The organism is Paraburkholderia atlantica, from assembly GCF_009362785.1.
GTDB lineage: Bacteria > Pseudomonadota > Gammaproteobacteria > Burkholderiales > Burkholderiaceae > Paraburkholderia > Paraburkholderia atlantica.
The window spans coordinates 114389-135084 of sequence record NZ_WHNQ01000016.1; the positions used below are offsets into that span (position 1 = coordinate 114389).

The 20696-nt window shown below is 61.9% G+C and carries 21 protein-coding genes and 2 pseudogenes; 13 read left to right on the plus strand and 10 right to left on the minus strand.

All coding sequences use genetic code 11. From position 1 onward, the window contains the following. Window positions 1–31: 31 nt before the first annotated feature. From GCT19_RS22575 to acs, 4 genes are all read right to left on the minus strand, one after another. Window positions 32–1423 carry a DUF2254 domain-containing protein gene (locus tag GCT19_RS22575; protein WP_018432985.1) on the minus strand — a complete coding sequence of 464 codons (1392 nt, stop codon included), beginning with the start codon at window positions 1421–1423 and terminating at the stop codon, window positions 32–34. A gap of 243 nt (window positions 1424–1666) precedes the next feature. Then, complete coding sequence (locus GCT19_RS22580; protein ID WP_026228198.1) at window positions 1667–2002, minus strand: c-type cytochrome; 336 nt, start codon at window positions 2000–2002, stop codon at window positions 1667–1669. 246 nt (window positions 2003–2248) lie between these two features. After that, entirely contained in the window at window positions 2249–2860 is a 612-nt protein-coding gene (locus GCT19_RS22585; RefSeq protein ID WP_018432987.1) for an acetate uptake transporter, read from the minus strand. A 30-nt stretch (window positions 2861–2890) separates the two neighbouring features. After that, the gene (gene acs, locus GCT19_RS22590) at window positions 2891–4789 is read right to left on the minus strand and encodes an acetate--CoA ligase (protein WP_254898742.1); all 1899 of its coding nucleotides are present in this window, start codon (window positions 4787–4789) and stop codon (window positions 2891–2893) included. A 451-nt stretch (window positions 4790–5240) separates the two neighbouring features. Here acs and GCT19_RS22595 point away from each other — a divergent pair, with 451 nt between their 5' ends. The 5 genes from GCT19_RS22595 to GCT19_RS22620 all read left to right on the plus strand — a co-directional run bounded on the left by GCT19_RS22595 (window position 5241) and on the right by GCT19_RS22620 (window position 9426). Continuing rightward, window positions 5241–5483, plus strand: coding sequence for a hypothetical protein (locus tag GCT19_RS22595; protein ID WP_018432989.1), 243 nt, complete (start codon window positions 5241–5243; stop codon window positions 5481–5483). A gap of 227 nt (window positions 5484–5710) precedes the next feature. Further along, window positions 5711–6025: a hypothetical protein gene (locus GCT19_RS22600; RefSeq protein WP_018432990.1), complete on the plus strand. Its 315-nt coding sequence runs from the start codon at window positions 5711–5713 to the stop codon at window positions 6023–6025. 312 nt (window positions 6026–6337) lie between these two features. Then, a complete protein-coding gene (locus GCT19_RS22605) occupies window positions 6338–6772 on the plus strand; it encodes an Hsp20/alpha crystallin family protein (RefSeq protein ID WP_018432991.1) in 435 nt (144 codons plus the stop codon). Between the two features lie 806 nt (window positions 6773–7578). Next, on the plus strand, window positions 7579–8613 hold the full coding sequence (locus GCT19_RS22615) for a chemotaxis protein CheB (protein WP_018432992.1): 1035 nt from the start codon (window positions 7579–7581) through the stop codon (window positions 8611–8613). Between the two features lie 123 nt (window positions 8614–8736). After that, complete coding sequence (locus tag GCT19_RS22620; RefSeq protein WP_035490457.1) at window positions 8737–9426, plus strand: CBS domain-containing protein; 690 nt, start codon at window positions 8737–8739, stop codon at window positions 9424–9426. Between the two features lie 210 nt (window positions 9427–9636). Here the strand turns inward: GCT19_RS22620 and GCT19_RS22625 are convergent, their stop codons facing one another. Then, a complete protein-coding gene (locus GCT19_RS22625) occupies window positions 9637–10197 on the minus strand; it encodes a hypothetical protein (protein WP_152853170.1) in 561 nt (186 codons plus the stop codon). Window positions 10198–10990: 793 nt separating this feature from the next. Between GCT19_RS22625 and GCT19_RS22630 the strand changes: the two genes are divergently transcribed. The 7 genes from GCT19_RS22630 to GCT19_RS22660 all read left to right on the plus strand — a co-directional run bounded on the left by GCT19_RS22630 (window position 10991) and on the right by GCT19_RS22660 (window position 15217). Then, window positions 10991–11644, plus strand: coding sequence for a BON domain-containing protein (locus GCT19_RS22630; protein WP_018432995.1), 654 nt, complete (start codon window positions 10991–10993; stop codon window positions 11642–11644). Window positions 11645–11992: 348 nt separating this feature from the next. Further along, window positions 11993–12463 carry a universal stress protein gene (locus GCT19_RS22635; protein WP_018432996.1) on the plus strand — a complete coding sequence of 157 codons (471 nt, stop codon included), beginning with the start codon at window positions 11993–11995 and terminating at the stop codon, window positions 12461–12463. A 360-nt stretch (window positions 12464–12823) separates the two neighbouring features. Beyond that, complete coding sequence (locus tag GCT19_RS22640; protein ID WP_018432997.1) at window positions 12824–13474, plus strand: BON domain-containing protein; 651 nt, start codon at window positions 12824–12826, stop codon at window positions 13472–13474. A gap of 65 nt (window positions 13475–13539) precedes the next feature. Next, window positions 13540–13779 carry a hypothetical protein gene (locus GCT19_RS22645; protein WP_018432998.1) on the plus strand — a complete coding sequence of 80 codons (240 nt, stop codon included), beginning with the start codon at window positions 13540–13542 and terminating at the stop codon, window positions 13777–13779. A 50-nt stretch (window positions 13780–13829) separates the two neighbouring features. Then, entirely contained in the window at window positions 13830–13961 is a 132-nt protein-coding gene (locus GCT19_RS44415; protein ID WP_260185947.1) for a hypothetical protein, read from the plus strand. Beyond that, a complete protein-coding gene (locus GCT19_RS22655) occupies window positions 13958–14893 on the plus strand; it encodes a DnaJ C-terminal domain-containing protein (protein WP_018433000.1) in 936 nt (311 codons plus the stop codon). The genes GCT19_RS44415 and GCT19_RS22655 overlap by 4 nt, the downstream gene beginning before the upstream one ends. Window positions 14894–14896: 3 nt before the next feature. Then, window positions 14897–15217: a chaperone modulator CbpM gene (locus tag GCT19_RS22660; protein WP_018433001.1), complete on the plus strand. Its 321-nt coding sequence runs from the start codon at window positions 14897–14899 to the stop codon at window positions 15215–15217. A gap of 421 nt (window positions 15218–15638) precedes the next feature. On the opposite strand, the gene GCT19_RS22665 is transcribed toward GCT19_RS22660, so the two are convergent. From GCT19_RS22665 to GCT19_RS22685, 5 genes and pseudogenes are all read right to left on the minus strand, one after another. Further along, window positions 15639–16013, minus strand: coding sequence for a DUF3564 family protein (locus GCT19_RS22665; protein ID WP_026228201.1), 375 nt, complete (start codon window positions 16011–16013; stop codon window positions 15639–15641). A gap of 69 nt (window positions 16014–16082) precedes the next feature. Next, window positions 16083–16430 (minus strand): annotated as a pseudogene (locus GCT19_RS44815) (c-type cytochrome). A 287-nt stretch (window positions 16431–16717) separates the two neighbouring features. After that, window positions 16718–18193 (minus strand): PAS domain-containing protein, encoded by a 1476-nt coding sequence (locus tag GCT19_RS22675; protein WP_018433005.1) that lies wholly within the window; start codon window positions 18191–18193, stop codon window positions 16718–16720. Then, window positions 18190–18642, minus strand: coding sequence for a response regulator (locus tag GCT19_RS22680; RefSeq protein WP_018433006.1), 453 nt, complete (start codon window positions 18640–18642; stop codon window positions 18190–18192). Before GCT19_RS22680 ends, GCT19_RS22675 begins: the two co-directional genes overlap by 4 nt. Before the next feature lie 21 nt (window positions 18643–18663). Then, a pseudogene (locus tag GCT19_RS22685) lies at window positions 18664–19758 on the minus strand (sensor histidine kinase); the annotation flags it as partial. Window positions 19759–20125: 367 nt separating this feature from the next. On the opposite strand from GCT19_RS22685, the gene GCT19_RS22690 reads away from it, so the two are divergent. Next, window positions 20126–20488: a hypothetical protein gene (locus tag GCT19_RS22690; protein ID WP_018433008.1), complete on the plus strand. Its 363-nt coding sequence runs from the start codon at window positions 20126–20128 to the stop codon at window positions 20486–20488. Window positions 20489–20696: the final 208 nt, after the last annotated feature.

Consider the following 20696-nt stretch of genomic DNA (forward strand, 5'->3'; position numbering starts at 1 on the left):
GCACAGAATGGCGCGGAGGAGGGATGCACAGTTAACCGGTATCGGACACTGCGTTGGAAGTTGACTGTTCCGCTTTGGTGGCCGTACTGCTTCTGTACCACGTGCCGCCGAGCCCCTGGGTGTCCGGGATGCCTGCGAGTTGTCTGTCACTTTCGTAGTCTTGACTGTCGACGATCTGCGCATTCAGCAAATCGAGTTCGCACGTCAGTGCATCATGACGGGACGCCGGCAGCGTCCGGATCAGATTTTCGATCATTGCCCGCAAGCGCCTTTCGATCTGGAGGCTGCCCGCGCCACAACGGCGTATTTCCCTGAAGCTGATATGCACGTAGTCCTCCCAGTCTGGTGTGCGGAACAGCACGCGCGTGTTGCCCGCAGCGTCCTTTACTTCGCGATTTGCCAGCGACTGCTTGCCAACCAGACGAAGGAGTCGATGCAATTGGTCCAATGCGAGCACCGCGGTCGTCGGATCGTTGATGGCCGGAGAGAGCGCTTTCAACGCGATATCGGCCTCGATGCGAAAAGCGAACATCGGGTCCTGTTCCATCGTTCGCTCGGTGCCGAGCGCGACGAAATTCTGCAGTCGCCGGGCATCGACCGTTTGATGATTCCGATGTATGTAGAAAAGCGGCTCGTCGGTCGCGAGGAAGTCGCCTATCTGCACGGCAAACTCAATGACGCAGCCGGCGATCGTTGCCTCGCGCACGAGCGCTTTGAGGTTGGCCGCCAGGACGACACCGGACTTTCCATCGTAGTACACGACGGAAGTGCCGCTGGAGACACACGTCTGCGACGTGTGCAAGGCGCTCGGAATGCTTGCGGACCGACTGGCGGCTCGTTCATCCAGCTCGGAATTCGGGTAAATGCTCTCTATGACGGCAAAACCATGTTCCGCGATGCGCCCGACAAGAGCGACGGGGCGCAGCAAACGCGCGGAATAATCGATTAGCACGATGAAGGCCATCAGTGAGCCGAGCCCGACGATCGTGGTAACCAATACCTGCAATTGCGGCACGAGGTGTGTCTGCCCGATTTCGGTCATCGTTCGATGCGTCCAGAGCAATGAAAAGACGAATAGCCCGACGATCCAGCGAATCACGTTGTCTCGAAGCAGGGTGGTCGCAATGATGCGTGGAGTGTATTGTCCGCCTGCGACCTGAATTGCGACGAGCAACGAGCCGAAGGTAAAGACCAGACACGAAAGATTGAGAGTGAAGACCCGGTCCAGGATGGCGTGCGCCTCTTCCATGCTGACATCCAGGAAGCCATGCCGTAGATCGTATCCACCGCGCATGGCAACCCACTGGACCACGAATTCCGACGCCCGATTCAACGCGAGCGCCGCCAGCAGAGCAAGGATAGGCACGACCCACAGCGCCGACCTGACATAGCTGTTCAGACTGTATCGCCGATTCCAGGCCATGGGCTTCTCCGGTCATAGGCTGGCAGGATCGACGGGATGCGGACCGATCCGGATGTCGGCAGAGGAACAAACAGCGCGTATCCCCGGCTGGTCTGATATCGATCGAACCTCGGGACCGAAGGAACCTTTATGCGGGCCTTGCCATGTGTCTTTGTCGAGCCACAGAGCGAACGCGCCGCGCAAGGTGAGCGACTGACGGGGTGATCGCCGCGATCGTATGTCGCTGGCCGGCTCGACGAGTCCTCATTGGCTAAGCACCCACTGCACTAAGGTGTGCGCGTCCTGCGCCGACAGCGGGCCACCGCGTTCGGCCGCGGGCGGCATCGGCGTATCGCCCCAGTGCGCCTTGCCGCCGAGCCGCAGCTTGTGCTCAAGCATCGGCTGCGCATCGGGCATGTTGCGATAGTGGTCGGCGATCTGCTGGAACGACGGTGCGAGAAATGGCGCATCGCGCGTGTGGCAGAACATGCAGTGCTGCTGATCGACGAGCGCGGTCGGCTCGGATTCGCCGTAGGCGATGCCGGCCGTCAGCGCAGACGCCGCGCACACCAGCAGACAGTTTCGAATTCGCGCAATCACGGCAGTACTCCCGCATCAGGAATAAGACCAGTGTATGGGCGGCGAAACCGCCCTTATTGACCTCGGTCAAATGATCTGCGGTGCGAGCCGGCGGGTTCACGGTTCGCCCGTGCGCAGTGGCATTGGGTAAAGCTTTCGCCCCCAGTCAGCCGCAAGTTTCGCGCGTCGATGAGCGTATCCAGATGACGAAGGCCGCCGCGCATCTGATATGCGCGGCGGCCCGAGTGCAGCGGCGGATGAGCGCAATCAATCCGCAAAACGCGTCACCACCGCGGCGCTGAGCGATTCCACTTCGACAAGAGAAGGTTTCGCGCCGATCGGCAGGACCGTGCGCCCCAGCGACTCGTTGATGATCTCCGCCGCGGACAGATAGAACGCGAGCAGCGCCGTCAGCAGGCCGCCATAGCCACCCGCGTGCCGAAGTGCCGCCGAACCGAGCCATTCGCCAGCCGCAAGCAGAAAGAAGGTCGCCCACAGCGCGACGAACACGCACTGCAGCGCGCGCGACGAGCGGAACGTCGCGATCCACATGTAGAACGTGAAGACGCCCCACAACAGCAAATACCAGCCGACGAACGCGGCCGGCACCTGTTCGTGCAGGAACAGCCCAAACAGCGCGAACGACCACCAGAACGCGCCATAGCTCAGGAACGCGGTGGCGCCAAATGTGTTGCCGCGCGGAATCTCCATGAGTCCGGCGACGATCTGCATGCTGCCGCCGAACGCAAACGCAACGGCGAGCACGAGACCGAGCGAGCCGCCGCTGAACCAGCCGGCGTTGATCATGCTGAGGAGCCACGTGGTCAGCGCGAAGGCGGCAAGGCCGAGCGATGCGGGGTTGGGAGCGGTGGGTTTCATGGTGAAGTCTCCTGAATGGAACTGGGGGGCTTACTCGTGATGTCCGAACTGCCGCAGCACGGCGGGGTTTTCCACGGTGGACATGTCCTGCTCGACCGTCTCACCCTTCGCGACCGAGCGCAGCAGACGCCGCACGACCTTGCCGGAGCGCGTCTTCGGCATGCTGTCGCCGAAGCGGATTTCCTTCGGCTTGGCGATCGGCCCGATTTCCTTGCCCACCCACGCACGCAACTGCTCGGCGACCTTCTTCGCTTCGGCGCCTTCTGGGCGCGGGCCCTTGAGCACGACGAATGCGACGATCGCTTCGCCGATCGTCTCGTCGGGCCGGCCGACGACCGCGGCCTCCGCCACCAGCGAATGCGCGGCGAGCGCCGATTCGATTTCCATCGTGCCCATGCGGTGGCCCGAAACGTTCAGCACATCGTCGATGCGGCCGGTGATCGTGAAGTAGCCGGTCTGCGGATCGCGGATCGCGCCGTCGCCCGCCAGATAAAGCTTGCCGCCCAGGTCCGCGGGGTAGTAGCCACTGCGGAAGCGCTGCGGATTGCCCCAGATGGTGCGTAGCATCGACGGCCATGGCTCCTTGATGACCAGCAGGCCGCCCTGACCGTTCGGCAGTTCGCAGCCGGTTTCGTCGACGATCGCGGCCTCGATGCCGGGCAGCGGCAACGTGCACGATCCGGCGACGAGCGGTGTCGCGCCCGGCAGCGGCGTGATCATGTGGCCGCCCGTTTCAGTTTGCCAGAAGGTGTCGAGCACCGGACAGCGTCCGCCGCCGACTTCGCGCGCAAACCACTCCCACGCGCTCGGATTGATCGGCTCGCCGACGGTGCCGAGCAGGCGCAACGAGCCGAGGTCGAAGCGGCGCGGATGCACGCTGCTGTTCGTCTCGGCGGCCTTGATCAGCGAGCGGATCGCAGTGGGCGCCGTATAGAAGATGCTGACCTTGTGCCGCGCGATCATCTCCCAGAACCGTCCCGCGTCGGGCCACGTCGGCACGCCCTCGAAAATCACCTGGGTCGCGCCGACCGCGGTCGGGCCATAGCAGATGTAGCTGTGCCCCGTGATCCAGCCGATGTCGGCCGTGCACCAGTACACGTCGTCGGCGCGCAGGTCGAACGTCCACTTCATCGTGACGGCGGCCCACAGCAGATAGCCCGCCGTGCTGTGCTGCACGCCCTTGGGCGTGCCGGTCGAGCCGGACGTGTACAGAACGAACAGCGGATGTTCGGCACCGACCCATTCAGGCTCGCAGGTGTCGGGCTGGGCCGCTTCGAGTTCGTGCAGCCAGCAATCGCGCGGTTCGTCCCACAGGATCGAGCCGCCCGTGCGCCGATAGACGATCACGGTATGGATCGCGTCGGTGCCTGCCATGTTCAGCGCTTCGTCGACGACGGATTTCAAGGGCAGATTCTTGCCGCCGCGCATCTGCTCGTCGGCGGTAATGATGGCGACGGCGCCGACATCGACCATCCGTTCGTGCAGCGACTTCGCCGAGAAGCCGCCGAACACGACCGAATGCAGCGCGCCAATGCGCGCGCAGGCCTGCATCGCGACGACACCTTCGATCGACATCGGCAGATAGATCATCACGCGGTCTCCACACGCGATGCCGCGCGCGCGCAACCCATTCGCCAGGCGGCACACGCGCGCATGCAGTTGCCGGTACGTGATGGTCGTCACGATGCCGTCGTCGGCCTCGAAAATGATCGCGGTCTTGTTGGCATTGCCGTCGTGCAGATGGCGATCCAGGCAGTTGTACGACGCGTTCAGCAGACCGTCGTCGAACCATTTGAAGAACGGTGCGTTCGCTTCGTCGAGCACCTTCGTGAAGGGCCGGTGCCAGCTCAGATGCTCGCGCGCGAGCCGTGCCCAGAAACCGCTCCGGTCGGTGCGGGCTTCCTTGACGAGCGCTTCGTAGGCGGCCATGCCGTCGATGACGGTGTCTTTAAGAAGCGGCGGGGCGGCCGTTTCCGGCGCTTGATCGTTGATGGCGACAGTGGACATAGTCTTCTCGCTGACTTGAATGAGTGAACTCGGACAGGTACACCGCGACTGCCAATATCCGACGATCGGCGGCGCGGCGGCGTGCATGACTCGAACAGTGCTTCGGCTGTCGCGACCAGTGTGTTGCGCAAAGCAAGGGGCACGATTGACTCAGATCAATCGCGGGTGCGTGACGCGAATTTGTGCGTCTGCGAAGGTGGACGAATCGTGTCGTCCGATCGTCCGACGAGAGTCAGCCGATTCCTACGAGCGGTCTCTGGACTACCCGCGTTTCCGCCGTCGCTGATTTAGATAACGCGCACGGTTGCCAATAATAGATTCGACGGCACGCCGTTTCCACGGCGTCAGAGTCGGCGAAATCGAGGAGGCGGTCATGAAAGACACCATCATTCCCCTGCGGGCACTCGTCGAAAAATGGCTTGCGCCCACCAGCGCGACCCCCGCGCATGTGGTGCGCACCGGCCGCATGGCGATCACTCGCGCGCGTTACGTCAGGCTTGAAGGCGCGATTTCTTCGCGGCCCCTGACGATAGTGTTTTTCCGGCACGGCAATGGTTCGTGGGACGTGTTTCCGCCCGTTGAACGCGTGCCGGCGATGAGCGCGGGGTTTGTTTAAGCGCTGAGCCGTCTCACAGCGGCACCGCTGGCTACGGGAGCGGCGTCGCGTCGCGAGATGCTTGGGTACATCAAGGAAATGACCGTTATCCCCCGCCTTTCGTCGCGGTTGACTCAGGTCAATGACTCCGCTTCACGGAGGAACACGATAAGCCTGCGGCAAGCGAGGCTGTCCACGGACGGGGCCGCGCTCGGTGTCCGGACAATACTCGCAGCGGGAGAGGGAGGATGGGCATCGGGATGCAGATTGTCTATCTCGGCTTCGCAGGCGCCGCGCAGCTCGAAGCAGAGGCGGGTGTGCAGCTGGTGCGTCTTGCGCGGTTCGGGGCGTTCGTGTCGAACTGCCATCTGGCGATTGAGGCGTTGCGCCCGGATCGCGCCAGTCCGCATTACGACGTGCGGCTCGATCTGATCACTCCCGCGCACGAATTCAGGTCCATCGCTCATTGCGTCGGTGACAACGCCGAGGCGGCGATCCGCGACGCGTTCGATCTCGCGGAACAAGAACTCGAAGCGATCGCAGCGCGAGCGCGCAACCACTGACCGACGATGCCTCGACACACGATGTTTCGCGCGACATGCGCTTGACGACGGACGGTGCTGGATCACGAACTGCTGCGAAGGCGATCGAAGGCCCGCCGGTGCACTGGACCGGGCTTGACGTGGATCAACGACACAAAGCAGCGCGCGACTACGCTGAAGGTGCTGTTTCACGGTGCGCACCATCGTGAATGCTCGAGATAGTGGCGGCATCTGATTCAACCGGCGCCATGCGCAATCCGGCGACACTGCAGGCCGGATTGCAGTCGGTCAATTGGGCCATTTGATGGCCTGCTTATCTGAAGGAGAGGGGCAATGAGCAATCTGACGCGTTTTGATCCGTTTTCGGCGGATCCTGTTTCGGAGCTGTTCCAGGGTTTCTTCCGGCCGATGCGCTCGATGCTGACGACACAGGACACCGAGCTGGCATCGATGAAGATCGACGTGACGGAAAACAACGGAGCCTATTCGGTGAAAGCCGAACTGCCGGGCGTCGACAAGAAGGATATCGACGTTCAGATCGACGGGCGCGTCGTTTCGATCAACGCGAAGGTCGAGCGCAACAAGGAGGAAAAGGAAGGCGAACGCGTGATCCGTCGCGAGCGTTACTGCGGCACGTTCAGCCGCTCGTTCTCGCTCGGCGGCGAGGTCGACGAGGCCAATGCGAAAGCCGAATACAAGGACGGTGTGCTGTCGTTGAGCCTGCCGAAAAAAGCCTCGAGCGAGCACAAGCGCCTGACGGTCAACTAGAAGCCAGCAACCTGGCCTGGACGATGAAGTATGGCGCGCCGTCACTGGCGCGCCTTTTGTTTGTGCGCCCAGCATGGGCGCACTCCTGCGGGTGCAAGTCCCGCCATAAGCTGGTCACAGCGAATGAAGCGAAGCGCAACTGCACGAGGACGACCGGGTGTGGGGAGGAAGCGTGGAGCGTAAATCGTGAGCCGATGAACAAGAACTGCATAGAAGGCGCTGCTGAGCAGGGCGAGCGGGCAAACGGCCGCGAAGCTCTCGTGACCAAGGCGACGTGGCGTAAATGCGGCGGTTGTGCGATGAAGGAGTGCGTTCTTACCTGGGGAGATCTCGCCTCACGCCTGAAAGGGCGACGGCGTCGAGCCGGAGCGAGAAGTCAGCAGAGGCCGTAGTAGTCACAGGACAGGTCGATGAGACCGAAGCTGGTGATGAAGGGCCGAACGGGAGGGAGTGTCCAGCGTCATGTCGATGCGACAGGTATTGCGTCAGATGGGCAGACGCCGGCTTCGTGTATCACAGCGGGCGTCGGGGATTCCTTTGCGCTTGCCATTTGCATCTCCATACCGCCAATGGCTTTACCTTACGGTCGAGGGCGGCCGTCGCGTTGATCCACATCAAGCTGGGCGGAACCGGCAGCTACGCTGCGATATGAAATGGAGCGGGCACCACCGATCGACCCCGGTCGAGCCGCGCACGATAGTCGTGGAGCATCTGCATGAGCGCCGCCACTGCCGGCTTGACGCAAATCAACAATGGTCCCGCTTCACGCAGCGATCATGGGGTTCTATTCGAACCGAAGGCTAATCATGAGCGGCCGGATCTTTGTGATAGGCGCATCGCACGGCGGAATCGACGCGTTGCAACAACTGGTGAGACAGTTACCCGCCAGCTTCCCGGCGCCAGTGTTCATCGTCCAGCACATCGGCGCGGCCAGCCCGAGCATGCTGCCGGTCATTCTGGGCAAGGCAGCACGCTTGCCGGTGACCCAGCCGCACAATCTCGAAATCTTTGAGAAGGGGCGCATTTATGTCGCTCCTCCCGATCACCATATGCTTGTCCGGCAAGGCTATCTTCGCCTGTCGCAAGGCCCCCGGGAAAATCACTGCCGCCCGGCGATCGACCCGCTGTTTCGCTCCGCCTCCAACGCGTATGGGCCGGCCGTCGTCGGCGTGGTGTTGACCGGACATCTCGACGATGGCACGGACGGATTGATGGCCATCAAGGATCGGGGTGGAATCGCGGTCGTGCAGGAGCCATCGGAGGCGCTTGCGCCGTCGATGCCGCGAAGCGGGCTCGCACATGTCTGCATCGATCACTGCTGCAAGCTCGGGGAGATGGGAGAGCTGTTCGTGAGTCTCGCCAACGACGATCCGGACACGCCCGTGTCGGGCGACTATGACGAGCTCATCCGGATCGAGACTCGCATCGCGGAGGGCATCCTCGACACCGCGGACTGGGCGCTCTTCGAGCGCATGAGCGCGCCGTCCGGCCTGAACTGTCCTGAGTGCACGAGCGCGCTATTCGAATTGCGCGATCGACGGATGATGCGGTTCAGGTGCCGTGCGGGCCACGCATTTTCCGCGCTTTGTCTTCTTGGCGAACAGCAGCGATCGCGCGACAACCATCTGGCCGCGCTGTTCGGTTTGCTCAACGAAGAAGCCGCGCTCGCACGACGCCTGCTGAACGCTCGGTTGGCGCAACGCATTGACACCGACGTAGCGCTGCACGAAAGAATCGGCGGAGCGGAACGGGAAGCCACGCAGGTGTGGCAATGGCTTTGCGCATCTGAGCGCGGCGCTTCTCCGCCTGACGGCCAACCCGGGTCCGCGTCGGCACGCTAACGCAAGACCGTCCAGAGCGCTGCTCAACGCACGGTCGCTTGATTTCGGTCAACTCCTGCAAGCCGAATCGGACCAAACATTGTCCCGTCTTGCCCCAACTCGCCACTCGATATGGAGATCACCATGCAAGCCTCCGACATCATGACGACCCAGGTCGTTTCAATTGCACCGGACAGCTCGGTCTATGACGCGGCCAAGCTGCTTGCCGACAACAGGATCAGCGGCCTGCCGGTCGTCGATGACGCGGGCAGCGTGATTGGCATCGTCAGCGAGGGCGATCTGCTCCGGCGTGTCGAAATGGGCACCGAAACGCCGCGTCGGTCATGGCTCGCGGAGTTCCTCGCGCCCACGCGTCAGCTTGCGGTCGAGTATCTGAAAGAGCGCTCGATTCAGGTGAGCGACGTCATGAGCGCGCCCGCTGTCACAGTCGAAGAATCCGCGCCGCTTACCGAGGTCGCCGCATTGCTCGGGCGCAAGCACATCAAGCGGCTACCGGTGTTACGCAAAGGTAAGCTCGTCGGCATCGTCAGCAGGGCCGGTCTGGTGCGCGCGCTAGCGAGCTGTGCGCCCGCGCAGCTCGATGCACAACCGTCGGACGAGCAGATCCGCGGCGCGATTACGAAAGAACTCGATGGGCACCGCTGGGCGATCGCAGCCGACAACCTGATAGTCATGGAAGGGGTCGCTCATTGCTGGGGAGTGGTGCGATCCGAGGAAGAGCGTCAGGCGATTCTCGCCGCCGCAGCCCGCGCGCCAGGCGTGAAAGCCGTGAAGGATCATCTGGAGTATCCGGACGCCTTCGCGCCGATGTGACAGGGGCGGTGCAAAAAACCGTTGCGCACCGTATCTCGAGCCGATGCGCCGCATGCGTGTGTCGGCAAGAGCGCCCGGTTCTTCTGACGCTGGAGCGTCGCTGGCGCGCCGATCGCCGGGACGGGCAGGGCGGCCGAGACAGAAGTCCGCCGTCGCATGCAGGTAGCCGACGTATGAGCTGCTGCTGTCGGCGATGGCGGGCTGGCCCGCTCAACCGATCCGCTCGCGACGCTGCAAGCGGGCGCCGCGGCCCATGCCGCGCAACGGATAATGGGCCAGGGCGTGCGCTTGTAGCTCACCGGACGGACTGTTTTGGAGCGAGGAGGCCATCATCCGCGTGCACCTGCCCCGTACCGGGCCGAGCGTCGTGTTACGCCGCGGGCCGCGCACCGGCAGCGCCGGCGCGTTGACGCGGAGCTTCGCGGCAGCAGGGTGCCACGGTAGCTGCAGATGAGCGTCGCAAAGCAGGCGACCCGGTTCCGACCGGGCGTCGTCGCGAGCGGTGATCCGCTCTACGAGTCCGATCAGGTCGAGCGCGCGCATCAGGCGCGCAGCATTGAGGCGTCCTGGCGTGAGCGGCAGAGTGTCCACGCCGCAGGGCAGTGCCTCGCGAATTTCGATTCGACAGGCTCCGCCCGGATCGCCGAGCGTCATCAGCACGTCGTAGAGGCGGGCATGTCGTCGACCGCCGCGGTAGCGAAAGCAGATCTTCGTGGTGTCGTCACAGCTGGCAGCCGATGTGGGCTTCGGCATCAAGAGTAGGTTGGGCACGATGGGTACTCCAGCAGGGTTGAAGGGCGCGGCGCATCGGAACCCGTGTGCCGGTGATTCCAATTCGAACGCATGTTGTGCGAGGAATGTTTGACGGCTGTCAATTCGCAATCGGTGGCAGGTCGGCAAGCAACGAAATTCAGTCACATCACCGGGCAATAACGAACCCTCCCTCTTTGCGGAGCAGACGATGCAACACCAGCGGCTGGAACAGGCAGGATCGACGAGCTAGTGCATCGGGTCCGGACGATCGGAGGCCGCTCGCTCGATCCGCGCTTCGACGGTGTCGAGCGGCAACGAGACCGTGATCGCAAAGCCCTCCCACTTTCACGGGGCGCCGATTTTTTCGAGCGGCCTGGTAAACCACGTGCCCATGAACAAGGACGGCAAGGCGACTGGCATCGTCAGCCACGCGAACCTGGTTCGCGCGCGAGTACATTCTGTTGAGCGATGGTGTCGGTCGCCTGTGTGCGTGATTACCCGCGATGAACAAGGCGCCGTGCTTCGCGTCGCCGCGGAAAGTGTGCCTGGCTGGCGCGAAGCAGGTGATCGCGCCACCACCTGAAAGGAGTACGTTCCGAAGTGCCGTGAGCATTCTGCACTTCGCAAGTCGTCAGATTGACGACGTCACTACGTCAGCGAGGCGCTGCGGGCTGCAACACGCACCCTTGACCCAGGTCAATGCGGATCGACAGGCGGCGACTACCCTGCCGGATAACGGGTGCAGGGGCCCCATGCAGGCGCCTCCGCCCTTCGTTGCCATGAGGCATATTCGCGAGAAGGGAGACGCGCGATGAAGACCGATATGGAAGTGAAGAACGACGTCGAACGCGAACTGGCGTGGGATCCGGTCATCAACTCCGCCGGTATAGGCGTCGAGGTCCGCGACCGCGTCGTGACCTTGGCCGGACATCTCGACAGTTATGTGGAAAAGCTCGCCGCGCGCAAAGCGGCACAGCGGTTCGAAGGCGTCAAAGGTGTCGTCGTCGAACTGGACGTGCGGCTGCCGGACAAGGACAAGCGTACCGATGAGGAAATCGCCGAGGCGGCGCGCGAGATGCTGCAATGGCATACCGGTCTGGACGAAAACGCAGTCAAGCTGAGCGTCGAAAAGGGTTGTTTGACGTTGTGCGGCGAAGTGGGCTGGGGTTTCCAGATGAAGGCCGCGGAAAAGGCGGTGACTTCGTTGCGCGGTGTGATGGCGGTTGTTAATCAGATAACCGTACGCGGTCGCCCCACGCCAATCGATATCGCCGACAGGATCGCCGAGGCGCTCGAGCGCCACGCGCTAAAAGAGGCGAGGCGAATCGTGGTGAGCATCGATGACGGAACGGTCACGCTGCGCGGCAAGATGGGCTCCTTCGCGGAAAAGTCGATTTCTTGCAACAGCGCATGGTCCGCGCCGGGCGTGCGCATGGTCATTGATCAACTGTCAGTCGGCGACTGACGCGCGCATTGAGGCTTGTGTCTCACCGATTTCGCTCGCCTCGTGTGCGTCTCGTCGGTGGTTGCGAGGCGCTCAGGCGAGGTCTCACGGTTGAAAACAGATGGGCCCCGCATCCGGCTCGCCGCAGTGCTCGAGGACCGAGGCCGGCACCGCTCGCGCAATCGCGCGGTCGCGGCAAAATCAGCGCCACGCGGCGCGACAGGCGCCAGAATAGACGTGCTTACGCAGCGTAGGCCGATGTCTCACCTAAAGTGCAGCGTCGTCGACGTTCTCCGCAACTGATGCGCATGTACGCGCGGTGTGCACGTCCGTTGCGGGAGCGCATGACCATCCTACCGGAGATTCACCATGTACCAGAACATCCTCGTTGCGCTCGACGGCAGTAGTTCCTCGAAGCGCGCACTGAAGGAAGCTGTGGGTCTTGCTGCCCTGATGAAAGGTGTCGTGCATCCGCTCTATGTCGTAGACAAGACACCGCTCTTCTCCTACGCAGGTTATTACGATCCGATCACCTTCATCGATGCGGTGCGCAAAACCGGACGCTCAGCGCTGGCAGAGGCGGAGCGGGCCTGCGCTGGCGCCGGCGTGAAATGTCGCGCCGAACTGGTCGAAACGAACAACCTGTCTGACGATGTGGCCAGCGCCGTGCTGCGCCATGCGAATCAAGCTCATGCCGAACTGCTCGTGATGGGCACGCATGGACGCCGTGGCGTACGGCGCCTAGTGATCGGCAGCGTGGCGGAGCAGGTTATGCGCTTCGCGCGGTGTCCGGTGTTGCTGATTCGCGAAGAGGACAAGCACGAATCCGTCGCCGGATAGTTTGCCAGGGCGGGCGCGCATCAGCAACCGGCGCCACGCGCACGACGATCACGTTGCGTCCTGCCGGGGGCAGCCGTGATCTTTTCGGATTCGGCAAGCGCGTTGACGCCGTTGGTCAGGCCGGACCAGGCGCATCGAGTAGGAAGGCCGGCGCGTTCAGTGCGATCAATAGGAGCGTCATGCTTCGGCGACCTTGCAGGAAACGAGCAAAGCGGTGGAGCGGTTTCGGATCAGATTTCAACGACGAACTCGCGCACCGTTGATCTGCGTCAGAATCCTTAGGCTGCCGCTGGACGAATGTGTGTCATGCCAACGTGAGCCACGTTGCGTCGAAGACTATGCACCCCGAGGAGACTCGTGATGAAAACCGACAGCCAACTGAAGCGTGAAGTCGAGGACGAACTCGATTGGGATCCAGCCGTCACTTCCGCAGATATCGGTGTCGAAGTGACAAACCGTGTCGTGACGCTTTCCGGTCATCCACCGAGCTTCGCAGAGAAACTCGCGGCCGAGAAAGCCGCGCAACGCGTCGCCGGTGTCAAGGCCGTGGTCGTCGAAATGCAGGTCCGGTTGCCGAAGCACCACGAACACGGCGACGAAGAACTGGCCAACGCAGTCCGCGCGATTCTGCATTGGAGCGTCGTCGTACCTGACGATTCGGTAAAGGTCCAGGTGGAAAAGGGCTGGGTCACGTTGACTGGCTCGGTGGATTGGGCCTATCAGCGCCAAATCGTCGCGCGTGCGGTTGGTCATATGCGTGGCCTGCGCGGCATGACCAACGCTATCGAAGTGCGCAGCCGGGCCGTGTCCGAGGACATCGTCGGCAAGATCGCCGCAGCGATGCAGCGTCACGCGCAGCGCGAAGTCAAGCACATCGGCATCCACGTCAAGGATGGTACGGTCACGCTGACGGGCAGAGTTGGCTCGTGCGCGGAACGCGCGGTCGCGCGTGGTGTGGCACGGAGCGCGCCCGGCGTGCGCGCAGTCGTCGACGATCTGGTTGTCGAATGACCTGTGGCCAGTCGCGGCGCTCTCGCGTGATCAGGATTCGCTCGTCAAAACTCAAGGAGTCTTCGATGACCCTCTCGGCAAACGTGCAGCACGGCACTTGGTCCGTGAGCGTCCAGACGGATGCGGCGCACGACGGCGGCTTCCAATCGACCATCCATGTACGGCATGCGTCGCCGGACGGCGACTTCGAACATAGCTTCCACCACGCGAAAATCTTCGCCAGCGAGCGCGAAGCGGTGCTCGAAGGGCTGCGCGAAGGCATGACCTGGATCGCGTTGAAGACCACGCGGACGATCGCCGTGTAGCGCATGGGTCGACGGCCAGACCGGTGCGACGCGCGCCGCGCAAAGCGTTTATGCATATCAACCGCAAACGCGGTTCACGAGTGATGTGGGTACGGTTCGCGCTGAATTTCTTCCTCGTCCGTGCGCTGTTCATCCTGTCCGGCTTTGCAGTGATTTCCTTCCCGATGAGATTGCCAAAATGAAATACAAAGACTATTACGCGATCCTGGGCGTGGAGCGCACGGCGGCTCAGGACGACATCAAGCGCGCGTATCGTAAGCTCGCGCGCAAATACCACCCGGACATCAGCAAGCATGCCGACGCGGAGGATCGTTTCAAGGAGTTGGGCGAGGCCTATGAGGTGCTGAAGGATCCGGAAAAGCGCGCAGCCTACGATCGGATGGGCACAGGCTGGCGCGCCGGGCAGGACTTCCAGCCGCCGCCGAACTGGGACGAAGGTTTCGAATTCAGCGGTGCGGGTGAGCAAGCCGGCACAGATGCGGGCCTCAACGATTTCTTCGAAGCAATGTTTCGCGGTGAACGAACCGCGCATGCGCGGCCCTCTCATACGACGAGCCAGGATCACCACGCCAGGGTGGCCATCGATATCGAAGACGCCTATCGGGGAGCACAGCGCACCATCCTCTTGCAATTGCCTACCGTCGATGCGCATGGCCATGTATCGTTGCAGTCACGTACGTTGAACGTTTCCATTCCGAAGGGCGTGCGGGCCGGGCAGCACCTGCGGCTCGTGGGCCAGGGAGGGACCGGCGTGGGAGGCGGCCCGGCGGGCGATCTCTATTTAGAAATTTCGTTTCGCGAACATCCGCACTTTCGTGTCGATGGCTCCGACGTCCTTCTCGACTTGCCGGTTGCACCCTGGGAAGCGGCGCTTGGCGGGCAGGTAACGGTGCCGACACCCGATGGCAAGGTCGACATGACGGTACCAATGGGCTCCGCCGGTGGCAGGCGATTGCGGCTCAAGGGTAAGGGAATTCCTGGCAAGCCCCCCGGGGACCTGTACGTGATCTTGAACATCGTGTTGCCGCCGGCAGACAGCGAGCGAGCCAAAGCTGCCTACGACACGATGCGGCAAGCGTTTGACTTTGACCCGCGTGCGCGACTTTATGGGTAGCTCATGATGAAGAACTCCGGGACCACCTATCTTGCAGGACAGATCATCAACGAAGACGTTGAATTCACGCTCATCGACATGAGTCGGATAACTGGCGCATCGGCAGCAGAAATAATCCTTTGGGTTGCTGAAGGCGTTTTCGAGCCGAAAGGCGCCGGCCCACGGGATTGGCGGTTCAGCGGCGCTTCGCTGTGTCGTGCGCGAACGGCTTTCCGGCTGGCTCGAGATCTTCAGATCAACGCTCCGGGCATCGCGCTCGCGCTCGATCTGCTCGACGAAATCAAGGCGCTGAAGACAAACCCTAAACGTTCGACAAGCGATTGAACGGGGTCTGTCAGTCAGCGCTGTCCGCAATCTGCCTCGATGCGCGCTGCGCTGATATCGGTAATGCTCGCAAGTTTCTCGATTTCCCATCATTGGCCGGAACGGCAGCGCGCCTACCCTGATCAAGTGCGGACTGGAGTCCGACGAGTTAAATCAGCGCCTGAAGGAGCGAGCCATGATGCGCTATAAGATTCTCGTGGTCTTCTATTCCCGCTCGGGGCCGACCCGCAAAATCGCGTCCGTCCTCGCAAGGATGGTCGGGGCGGACGTCAGGCCGATCCGTCCGCTGCCTTGTCCTTCATCTTCGATCAAGGCGGAAGTGCCAAAGTGTGCCCGCATGGATGAGAAATCTGATGAGCGAATCTGTGAAAGAGCACGCTTCAGCACCGTCCGGTACGGTCGATGCACTTCGTGGACGGCCCTAAGCATTGTCTTCGCTGGGAAACACGCCGTTTGGGGATTGCGTCCGCTCAGTGTCGATGCACGTCACACGCCAGTGCCCGGTCATCGGGTAGCGAGCGCCCTCCGTGCACCACTGAAGCCGGCCAACTTTGCCTTCGACCGGATCATTCGCGTCGTTCAAATCGAGCCCTTCGAGCACACACATGGGTACCATGCTGTGCCGAGCGCATACAAGTGTATTGCCGCAATCGATTTGCAACGAACCCGATTCGGGCAGTTCGAGTCCGAAGTGGCCTTCGCGCGACCATTGCCGAGTGACCCTGTCGAGCCACAGAATTGCGAAAGCCATCGGGTGGATTCGATCGAACGTATCGAGATGAACGGTAAGCCGCATGAATCTTCTCCGGCACAAAGCAATTCATGGTGGTGACCCCGGCAACCACGAGCCGGAGTCATCGACGCCTCATTGACTCAATACGCATTTCACCAGGGTATGCGCGTCTCCGCCGAAAGCGGTCCGCCGAGCTCGACTGGGCGGCATCGACATATCACCGAGTGCGCCTTGCCGCCCAGCCGGAGCTTGTGCTCGAGCAACATCTGCCCGTCCGGCAGGTTGCGATACCGTTCCGCGATTTGCTGGAACGACGACGTGAGAAACGGCGCGTCACGCGTATGGCGAAACATGCAACTGTTGATCGATGAGGGCGGTAGGATCCGAATCGCTTTGTGCGATACCGGCGGTCAGCGCAAACTTCGCGCATGCGTGCGGGCAGTTCGTGACGGTGTAATCACGACAGGCGCTCTCTACGATAAAGGTCAGTCTACGAGTTGCGAAACGAGATTTGTTGACCTCGATCAATTGGGTCACGATGTGCAGCTCGACCGGACGTGCGGCCCTCCTGTGCTACTGGGAGGCATGCCGCGCGTTCATCACGTCGCGGATGCTGTCCGACGCGAATTGTTCTGTCGTCGTCTGACAACGCAACGCGCCACAATTGCGTCCCTGAGCCAATAGGATGCCGAGTCCGGTGACCCGAGACCGGATACGGATCATGCCATTTAGTCTTTTGCAGAGACTCTGTTCGAACACGACGTCCGTCAACTTCTTCCACTGCGGGCTTCAATGGTGTCGAGCGGCAACGAGACCGTGATCGCAAAGCCCTGATCCGGCGCCGTGCGGATCTGCAGGTCACCGCGAAGGGCCCACGCGCGCTCGCGGATTCCCAGCAGGCCGAACGAGTCCGCTGCGGGCCGTTGGTCCGGCGCGCTGCCGCAGCCGTTGTCTGTAATGTGAACGACGCAATGCGGTTCCTTTCGCAGTATTTCAAGCACCACTTCGGTCGCTCGCGCATGCCGGGCGACGTTGGTCAGCGCTTCCTGAACGATCCGGAACACAGCTGTGGCGCTGTCGTCGTTGAAAGCGATGTTGTCGGCAATGCGACGCGAGACGCGCACGCCATGTCGCTCCGAAAACCGGTTGACGAGCCATTCGAGGGCTGGGATCAGGCCCAGATCGTCGAGCATCGCCGGCCGCAGATCGGTGGCGATGCGCCTTACTGACACGACCAGCTGATCGATGAGTTTGTAGACGTTGGCGAGGTCGGCCGCCCCTGCCGGGCTATCGCTACGCTTGATCGACGCATCGAGCCTCGCGCACGCAATCTTCAGCGCGACCAGCTGCTGGCCGAAATCGTCATGCAATTCCCGCGCGATCCGGGCTTTTTCGTCCTCGCGCGCCTGCTGGATGCCTGCCGACAGTCGCTGGAGCTCCTCGCGGGAGGCTCGTAAGGCCTCCTCGGCGAGCCTGCGTTCTGTGACATCGATGATCCAGCCCAGCATGCGATAGGGTTGCCCGAACTGATTCCACAGCGCCTGCCCGCGCGCATGGACCCAGCAGTATTCGCCGGATTTTGTCCGCATGCGGTATTCGACGTCGTAGGGGCGCATCTGTTCGAGATGCGCGGCGAGGCAGGTGTTGACGCGTCCACGGTCGGCCGGATGAATGGCGTCGAGAACCGTCCCGGAATCGTCGGGAAACTCATCGGGCTCATAGCCGAGGATTTTCTTGAAATAAGGGGAAAGCCAGGTTGCACCGGATTGCGGATCCCAGTCCCACAACCCCGCGCTTGCACCGCTGACGGCCAACTGAAAGCGCTCTTCGCTTTCCTCGAGCGCATGCGCGATGCGATGGCGCTCGATCGCATAGCGGATCGCGCGGCTCAGTGCCGACGGGTCGATGTCACGCTTGACCAGATAGTCCTGCGCGCCGTACTGGATCGCCAGAAGGCCAACCGACTTGTCGTCGAGGCCGGTGAATACCAGCACGGGTAGCTCCGGTACCCGATCGCGAAAGGTCCTGAACGTGGAGATTCCGTGCGCGTCGGGCAAACCCAGATCGAGAAGAACGATGTCGAAACGAATGGCCACGCAGCGAGAAATGGCGTCCGCAAGACGTTCCACATGCACGAGGGCGTGCTGGAAATCGTCCACATCGGCAAGCGCCTCCCGGATCAACAGGGCATCGGTCGGACTATCTTCGACAAGGAGAATTCGCAGATGCTGGGGCGTGTTCATGGCTTGGCCGGCGGCAATGTCACGACGCTGAACCAGAAGTCGTTGATTCTGCGCAGGACATCGACGAACATCGTAAAGTCGACTGGCTTGGTGACGCAGCAATTGGCATGTAATCCGTACGTTTTTGCAACGTCTTCCTCTGATCTCGACGTGGTGAGCACGATGACGGGAATACTCAGCAGATCGGGATCGGCTTTCAGTTCCTCAAGGACTTCCCGGCCGCTCTTTTTCGGCAGATTGAGATCGAGAATGATCAGGCCGGGACGGGGCGCGTCGTGATGCCGACCGCTGCGGTGCAGGAAATCCATGGCTTCAGCGCCGTCCTGCACGACGTGCAACGGATTGAGCACCTCCTGGTCCTCGAGCGCTTCGCGCGTCATCAACACGTCGGTAGGACTGTCTTCGACCAGAAGGATGTGTACGGGATTGCTCGTAACCTGTGACTGCATTGGCGTCTCCTCGGGCGGACATTACGTTCGAGCGCTGCCATCCAACTTCGCATTCAGCGTGAAAAAGAAGGTCGATCCGCCATCTGGCCCGGATTCCACCCAGATGCGGCCGCCATGCTGTTCGACGATACGCTTGCAGAGCGCGAGGCCGATTCCCGTGCCGGGGTATTCGGCACGCGAATGCAGGCGCTGGAAAATCATGAAAATGCGCTCGAAGTATTGCGGCTCGATACCGATTCCGTTGTCCTTGACTGAAACGATCCATTCGTCTCGTTCACGGCGGGCGCCGATGTCGATCCGCACCGGTTGATCGAGTCGCCGGAATTTGATCGCGTTGCCGATGAGGTTCTGGAACAGCAGAGCGAGTTGCGTCGGAATGCCCATGACCACGGGGAGCGCATCGCGATTGATCTGCGCGTGAGATTCCTGCAGCACGACGCTCAGACTTTTGAGCGCCTGGTCGAGAGCCGTCGTGCAGCTGGCCAGTTCCTGCGTGGCGCCCGACCTTCCGACGCGCGAGTACGCAAGCAGATCCTCGATGAGCTTCTGCATGCGCGTCGCACCATCTACCGCATGTGCGATGAATTCGTCCGCGCGGGCATCCAGTTGCCCGTGATAGCGGCGCTGTAGCAGCTGAAGGGGCCCGGCGACGGCGCGCAACGGCTCCTGAAGGTCGTGCGACGCGACGTAGGCGAATTGCTCGAGATCGTGGTTGGAACGCGCGAGTTCTTCGGTACGCCTGATAAGTTCCTGCTCGGCGCGCTTGCGTTCCGTGATATCGACGATCGCGGCCAGCACGAAGACTTCCTCCGAGGTCGTGACCGGATTGAGTCCGATCTCCACAAGGACTTCGGAGCCGTCTTTTCTGAGCGCGAAAAGATCGCGTCCGGTACCCATCGGCCTGCTGCTGAGGTTGCCGTAGAACATGCGGCGATACTGAGGATGCGCCGAACGAAAACGCTCGGGCACGAGCATATCGACGCTATGGCCGACCAGATCGTCTCGCAGATAACCAAACATCTTCTCCGCCTGCGCGTTGACGAGCACAATCCGGCCGTCCCGGTCCGCCATCACCATCGCGTTGGGGGCCGCTTCGACGACCTGGCGGAATAGCTCGTGCGTGGGGCTGTTCAAGTGCTTGGACGATTCCATTCGATCTCCGGCTGCGCGAAAGTACCGCCGACGAGCAACAAGGCTCATTCACTTTATAGCATCTATTACCCGCCTGGACGGGCAGGGAACGCAATTCTTGCGCCCGAATAGCAGCATTGAATTAACCGTTGAGGTAGTACTGGCAAAGCACCAATGAGCTTGCACGAAAGCACCGGCTCGTCGACGTGATCCGGTTGACATGCGTCAACGGGGCCCGGAGCGAGACGTCTAAATTGCTTCATATCGCGACACACTTTATGTGCGCCCTGCGCTCTTTGCGCGGAAAGGGGATTTGTTGCGACGAGCCGCAAAAAGATGGGGGAGCACTGCCATGGCGAAGAAACTTGAACGACGTGACAAGCGCCAGCTTGCCGGTTGTGATTCGAACTGCGAGGCCGAGTCGGCGCGTAGCGGCATGAACAGGCGCTGTCATCGTATCAACACCCGCTCGCGCAACGCGTCGCTCGCGCGGAGCGGCGCCGCGCGAGCGGATGTGCCCCGCGTCGAAGTCGTGTTCTACAAGGAGATCCTCGACCACCGCGGCTTCCCACATCACTGCGAGGTCATGCGCGTCTGCTTTGACGGCGCCGCGCAGGAGGCTGCGATTTCCGGCGCCATTCATCGTTTCGAAAGACTGCAGCGCGTGACGACGTGGAAGGTCGCGGCCGACGGCTATGAAGTCGTTACACACTGACACGTTGCGGTTTGCCGGAATGGACTTCTGCAGTCTTGATCTCGCGCGGGGTTCGAAATCAGGCAGCAGTCAGTGGCATCGGAGGAGTCCTGCTCGAATCTCTGATGTGCGGGTACGCCGCGTCGAGTTGTGTAGCGTGCGTCAACACAATGGCTCGTTGCGCGTCGTTCTACCGTGGGCGATTGACCCACATCAATGAGCTATGCGC

Bases quoted from the DNA above. Each gene is read 5' to 3' on its own strand.
- GCT19_RS22575 (WP_018432985.1), bottom strand. From the start codon at position 1,423: ATGGCCTGGAATCGGCGATACAGTCTGAACAGCTATGTCAGGTCGGCG.
- GCT19_RS22585 (WP_018432987.1), bottom strand. From the start codon at position 2,860: ATGAAACCCACCGCTCCCAACCCCGCATCGCTCGGCCTTGCCGCCTTC.
- acs (WP_254898742.1), bottom strand. From the start codon at position 4,789: ATGGCCGCCTACGAAGCGCTCGTCAAGGAAGCCCGCACCGACCGGAGC.
- GCT19_RS22595 (WP_018432989.1), top strand. From the start codon at position 5,241: ATGAAAGACACCATCATTCCCCTGCGGGCACTCGTCGAAAAATGGCTT.
- GCT19_RS22600 (WP_018432990.1), top strand. From the start codon at position 5,711: ATGGGCATCGGGATGCAGATTGTCTATCTCGGCTTCGCAGGCGCCGCG.
- GCT19_RS22605 (WP_018432991.1), top strand. From the start codon at position 6,338: ATGAGCAATCTGACGCGTTTTGATCCGTTTTCGGCGGATCCTGTTTCG.
- GCT19_RS22615 (WP_018432992.1), top strand. From the start codon at position 7,579: ATGAGCGGCCGGATCTTTGTGATAGGCGCATCGCACGGCGGAATCGAC.
- GCT19_RS22620 (WP_035490457.1), top strand. From the start codon at position 8,737: ATGCAAGCCTCCGACATCATGACGACCCAGGTCGTTTCAATTGCACCG.
- GCT19_RS22630 (WP_018432995.1), top strand. From the start codon at position 10,991: ATGAAGACCGATATGGAAGTGAAGAACGACGTCGAACGCGAACTGGCG.
- GCT19_RS22635 (WP_018432996.1), top strand. From the start codon at position 11,993: ATGTACCAGAACATCCTCGTTGCGCTCGACGGCAGTAGTTCCTCGAAG.
- GCT19_RS22640 (WP_018432997.1), top strand. From the start codon at position 12,824: ATGAAAACCGACAGCCAACTGAAGCGTGAAGTCGAGGACGAACTCGAT.
- GCT19_RS22645 (WP_018432998.1), top strand. From the start codon at position 13,540: ATGACCCTCTCGGCAAACGTGCAGCACGGCACTTGGTCCGTGAGCGTC.
- GCT19_RS44415 (WP_260185947.1), top strand. From the start codon at position 13,830: ATGCATATCAACCGCAAACGCGGTTCACGAGTGATGTGGGTACGGTTC.
- GCT19_RS22655 (WP_018433000.1), top strand. From the start codon at position 13,958: ATGAAATACAAAGACTATTACGCGATCCTGGGCGTGGAGCGCACGGCG.
- GCT19_RS22660 (WP_018433001.1), top strand. From the start codon at position 14,897: ATGATGAAGAACTCCGGGACCACCTATCTTGCAGGACAGATCATCAAC.
- GCT19_RS22665 (WP_026228201.1), bottom strand. From the start codon at position 16,013: ATGCGGCTTACCGTTCATCTCGATACGTTCGATCGAATCCACCCGATG.
- GCT19_RS22675 (WP_018433005.1), bottom strand. From the start codon at position 18,193: ATGAACACGCCCCAGCATCTGCGAATTCTCCTTGTCGAAGATAGTCCG.
- GCT19_RS22680 (WP_018433006.1), bottom strand. From the start codon at position 18,642: ATGCAGTCACAGGTTACGAGCAATCCCGTACACATCCTTCTGGTCGAA.
- GCT19_RS22690 (WP_018433008.1), top strand. From the start codon at position 20,126: ATGGCGAAGAAACTTGAACGACGTGACAAGCGCCAGCTTGCCGGTTGT.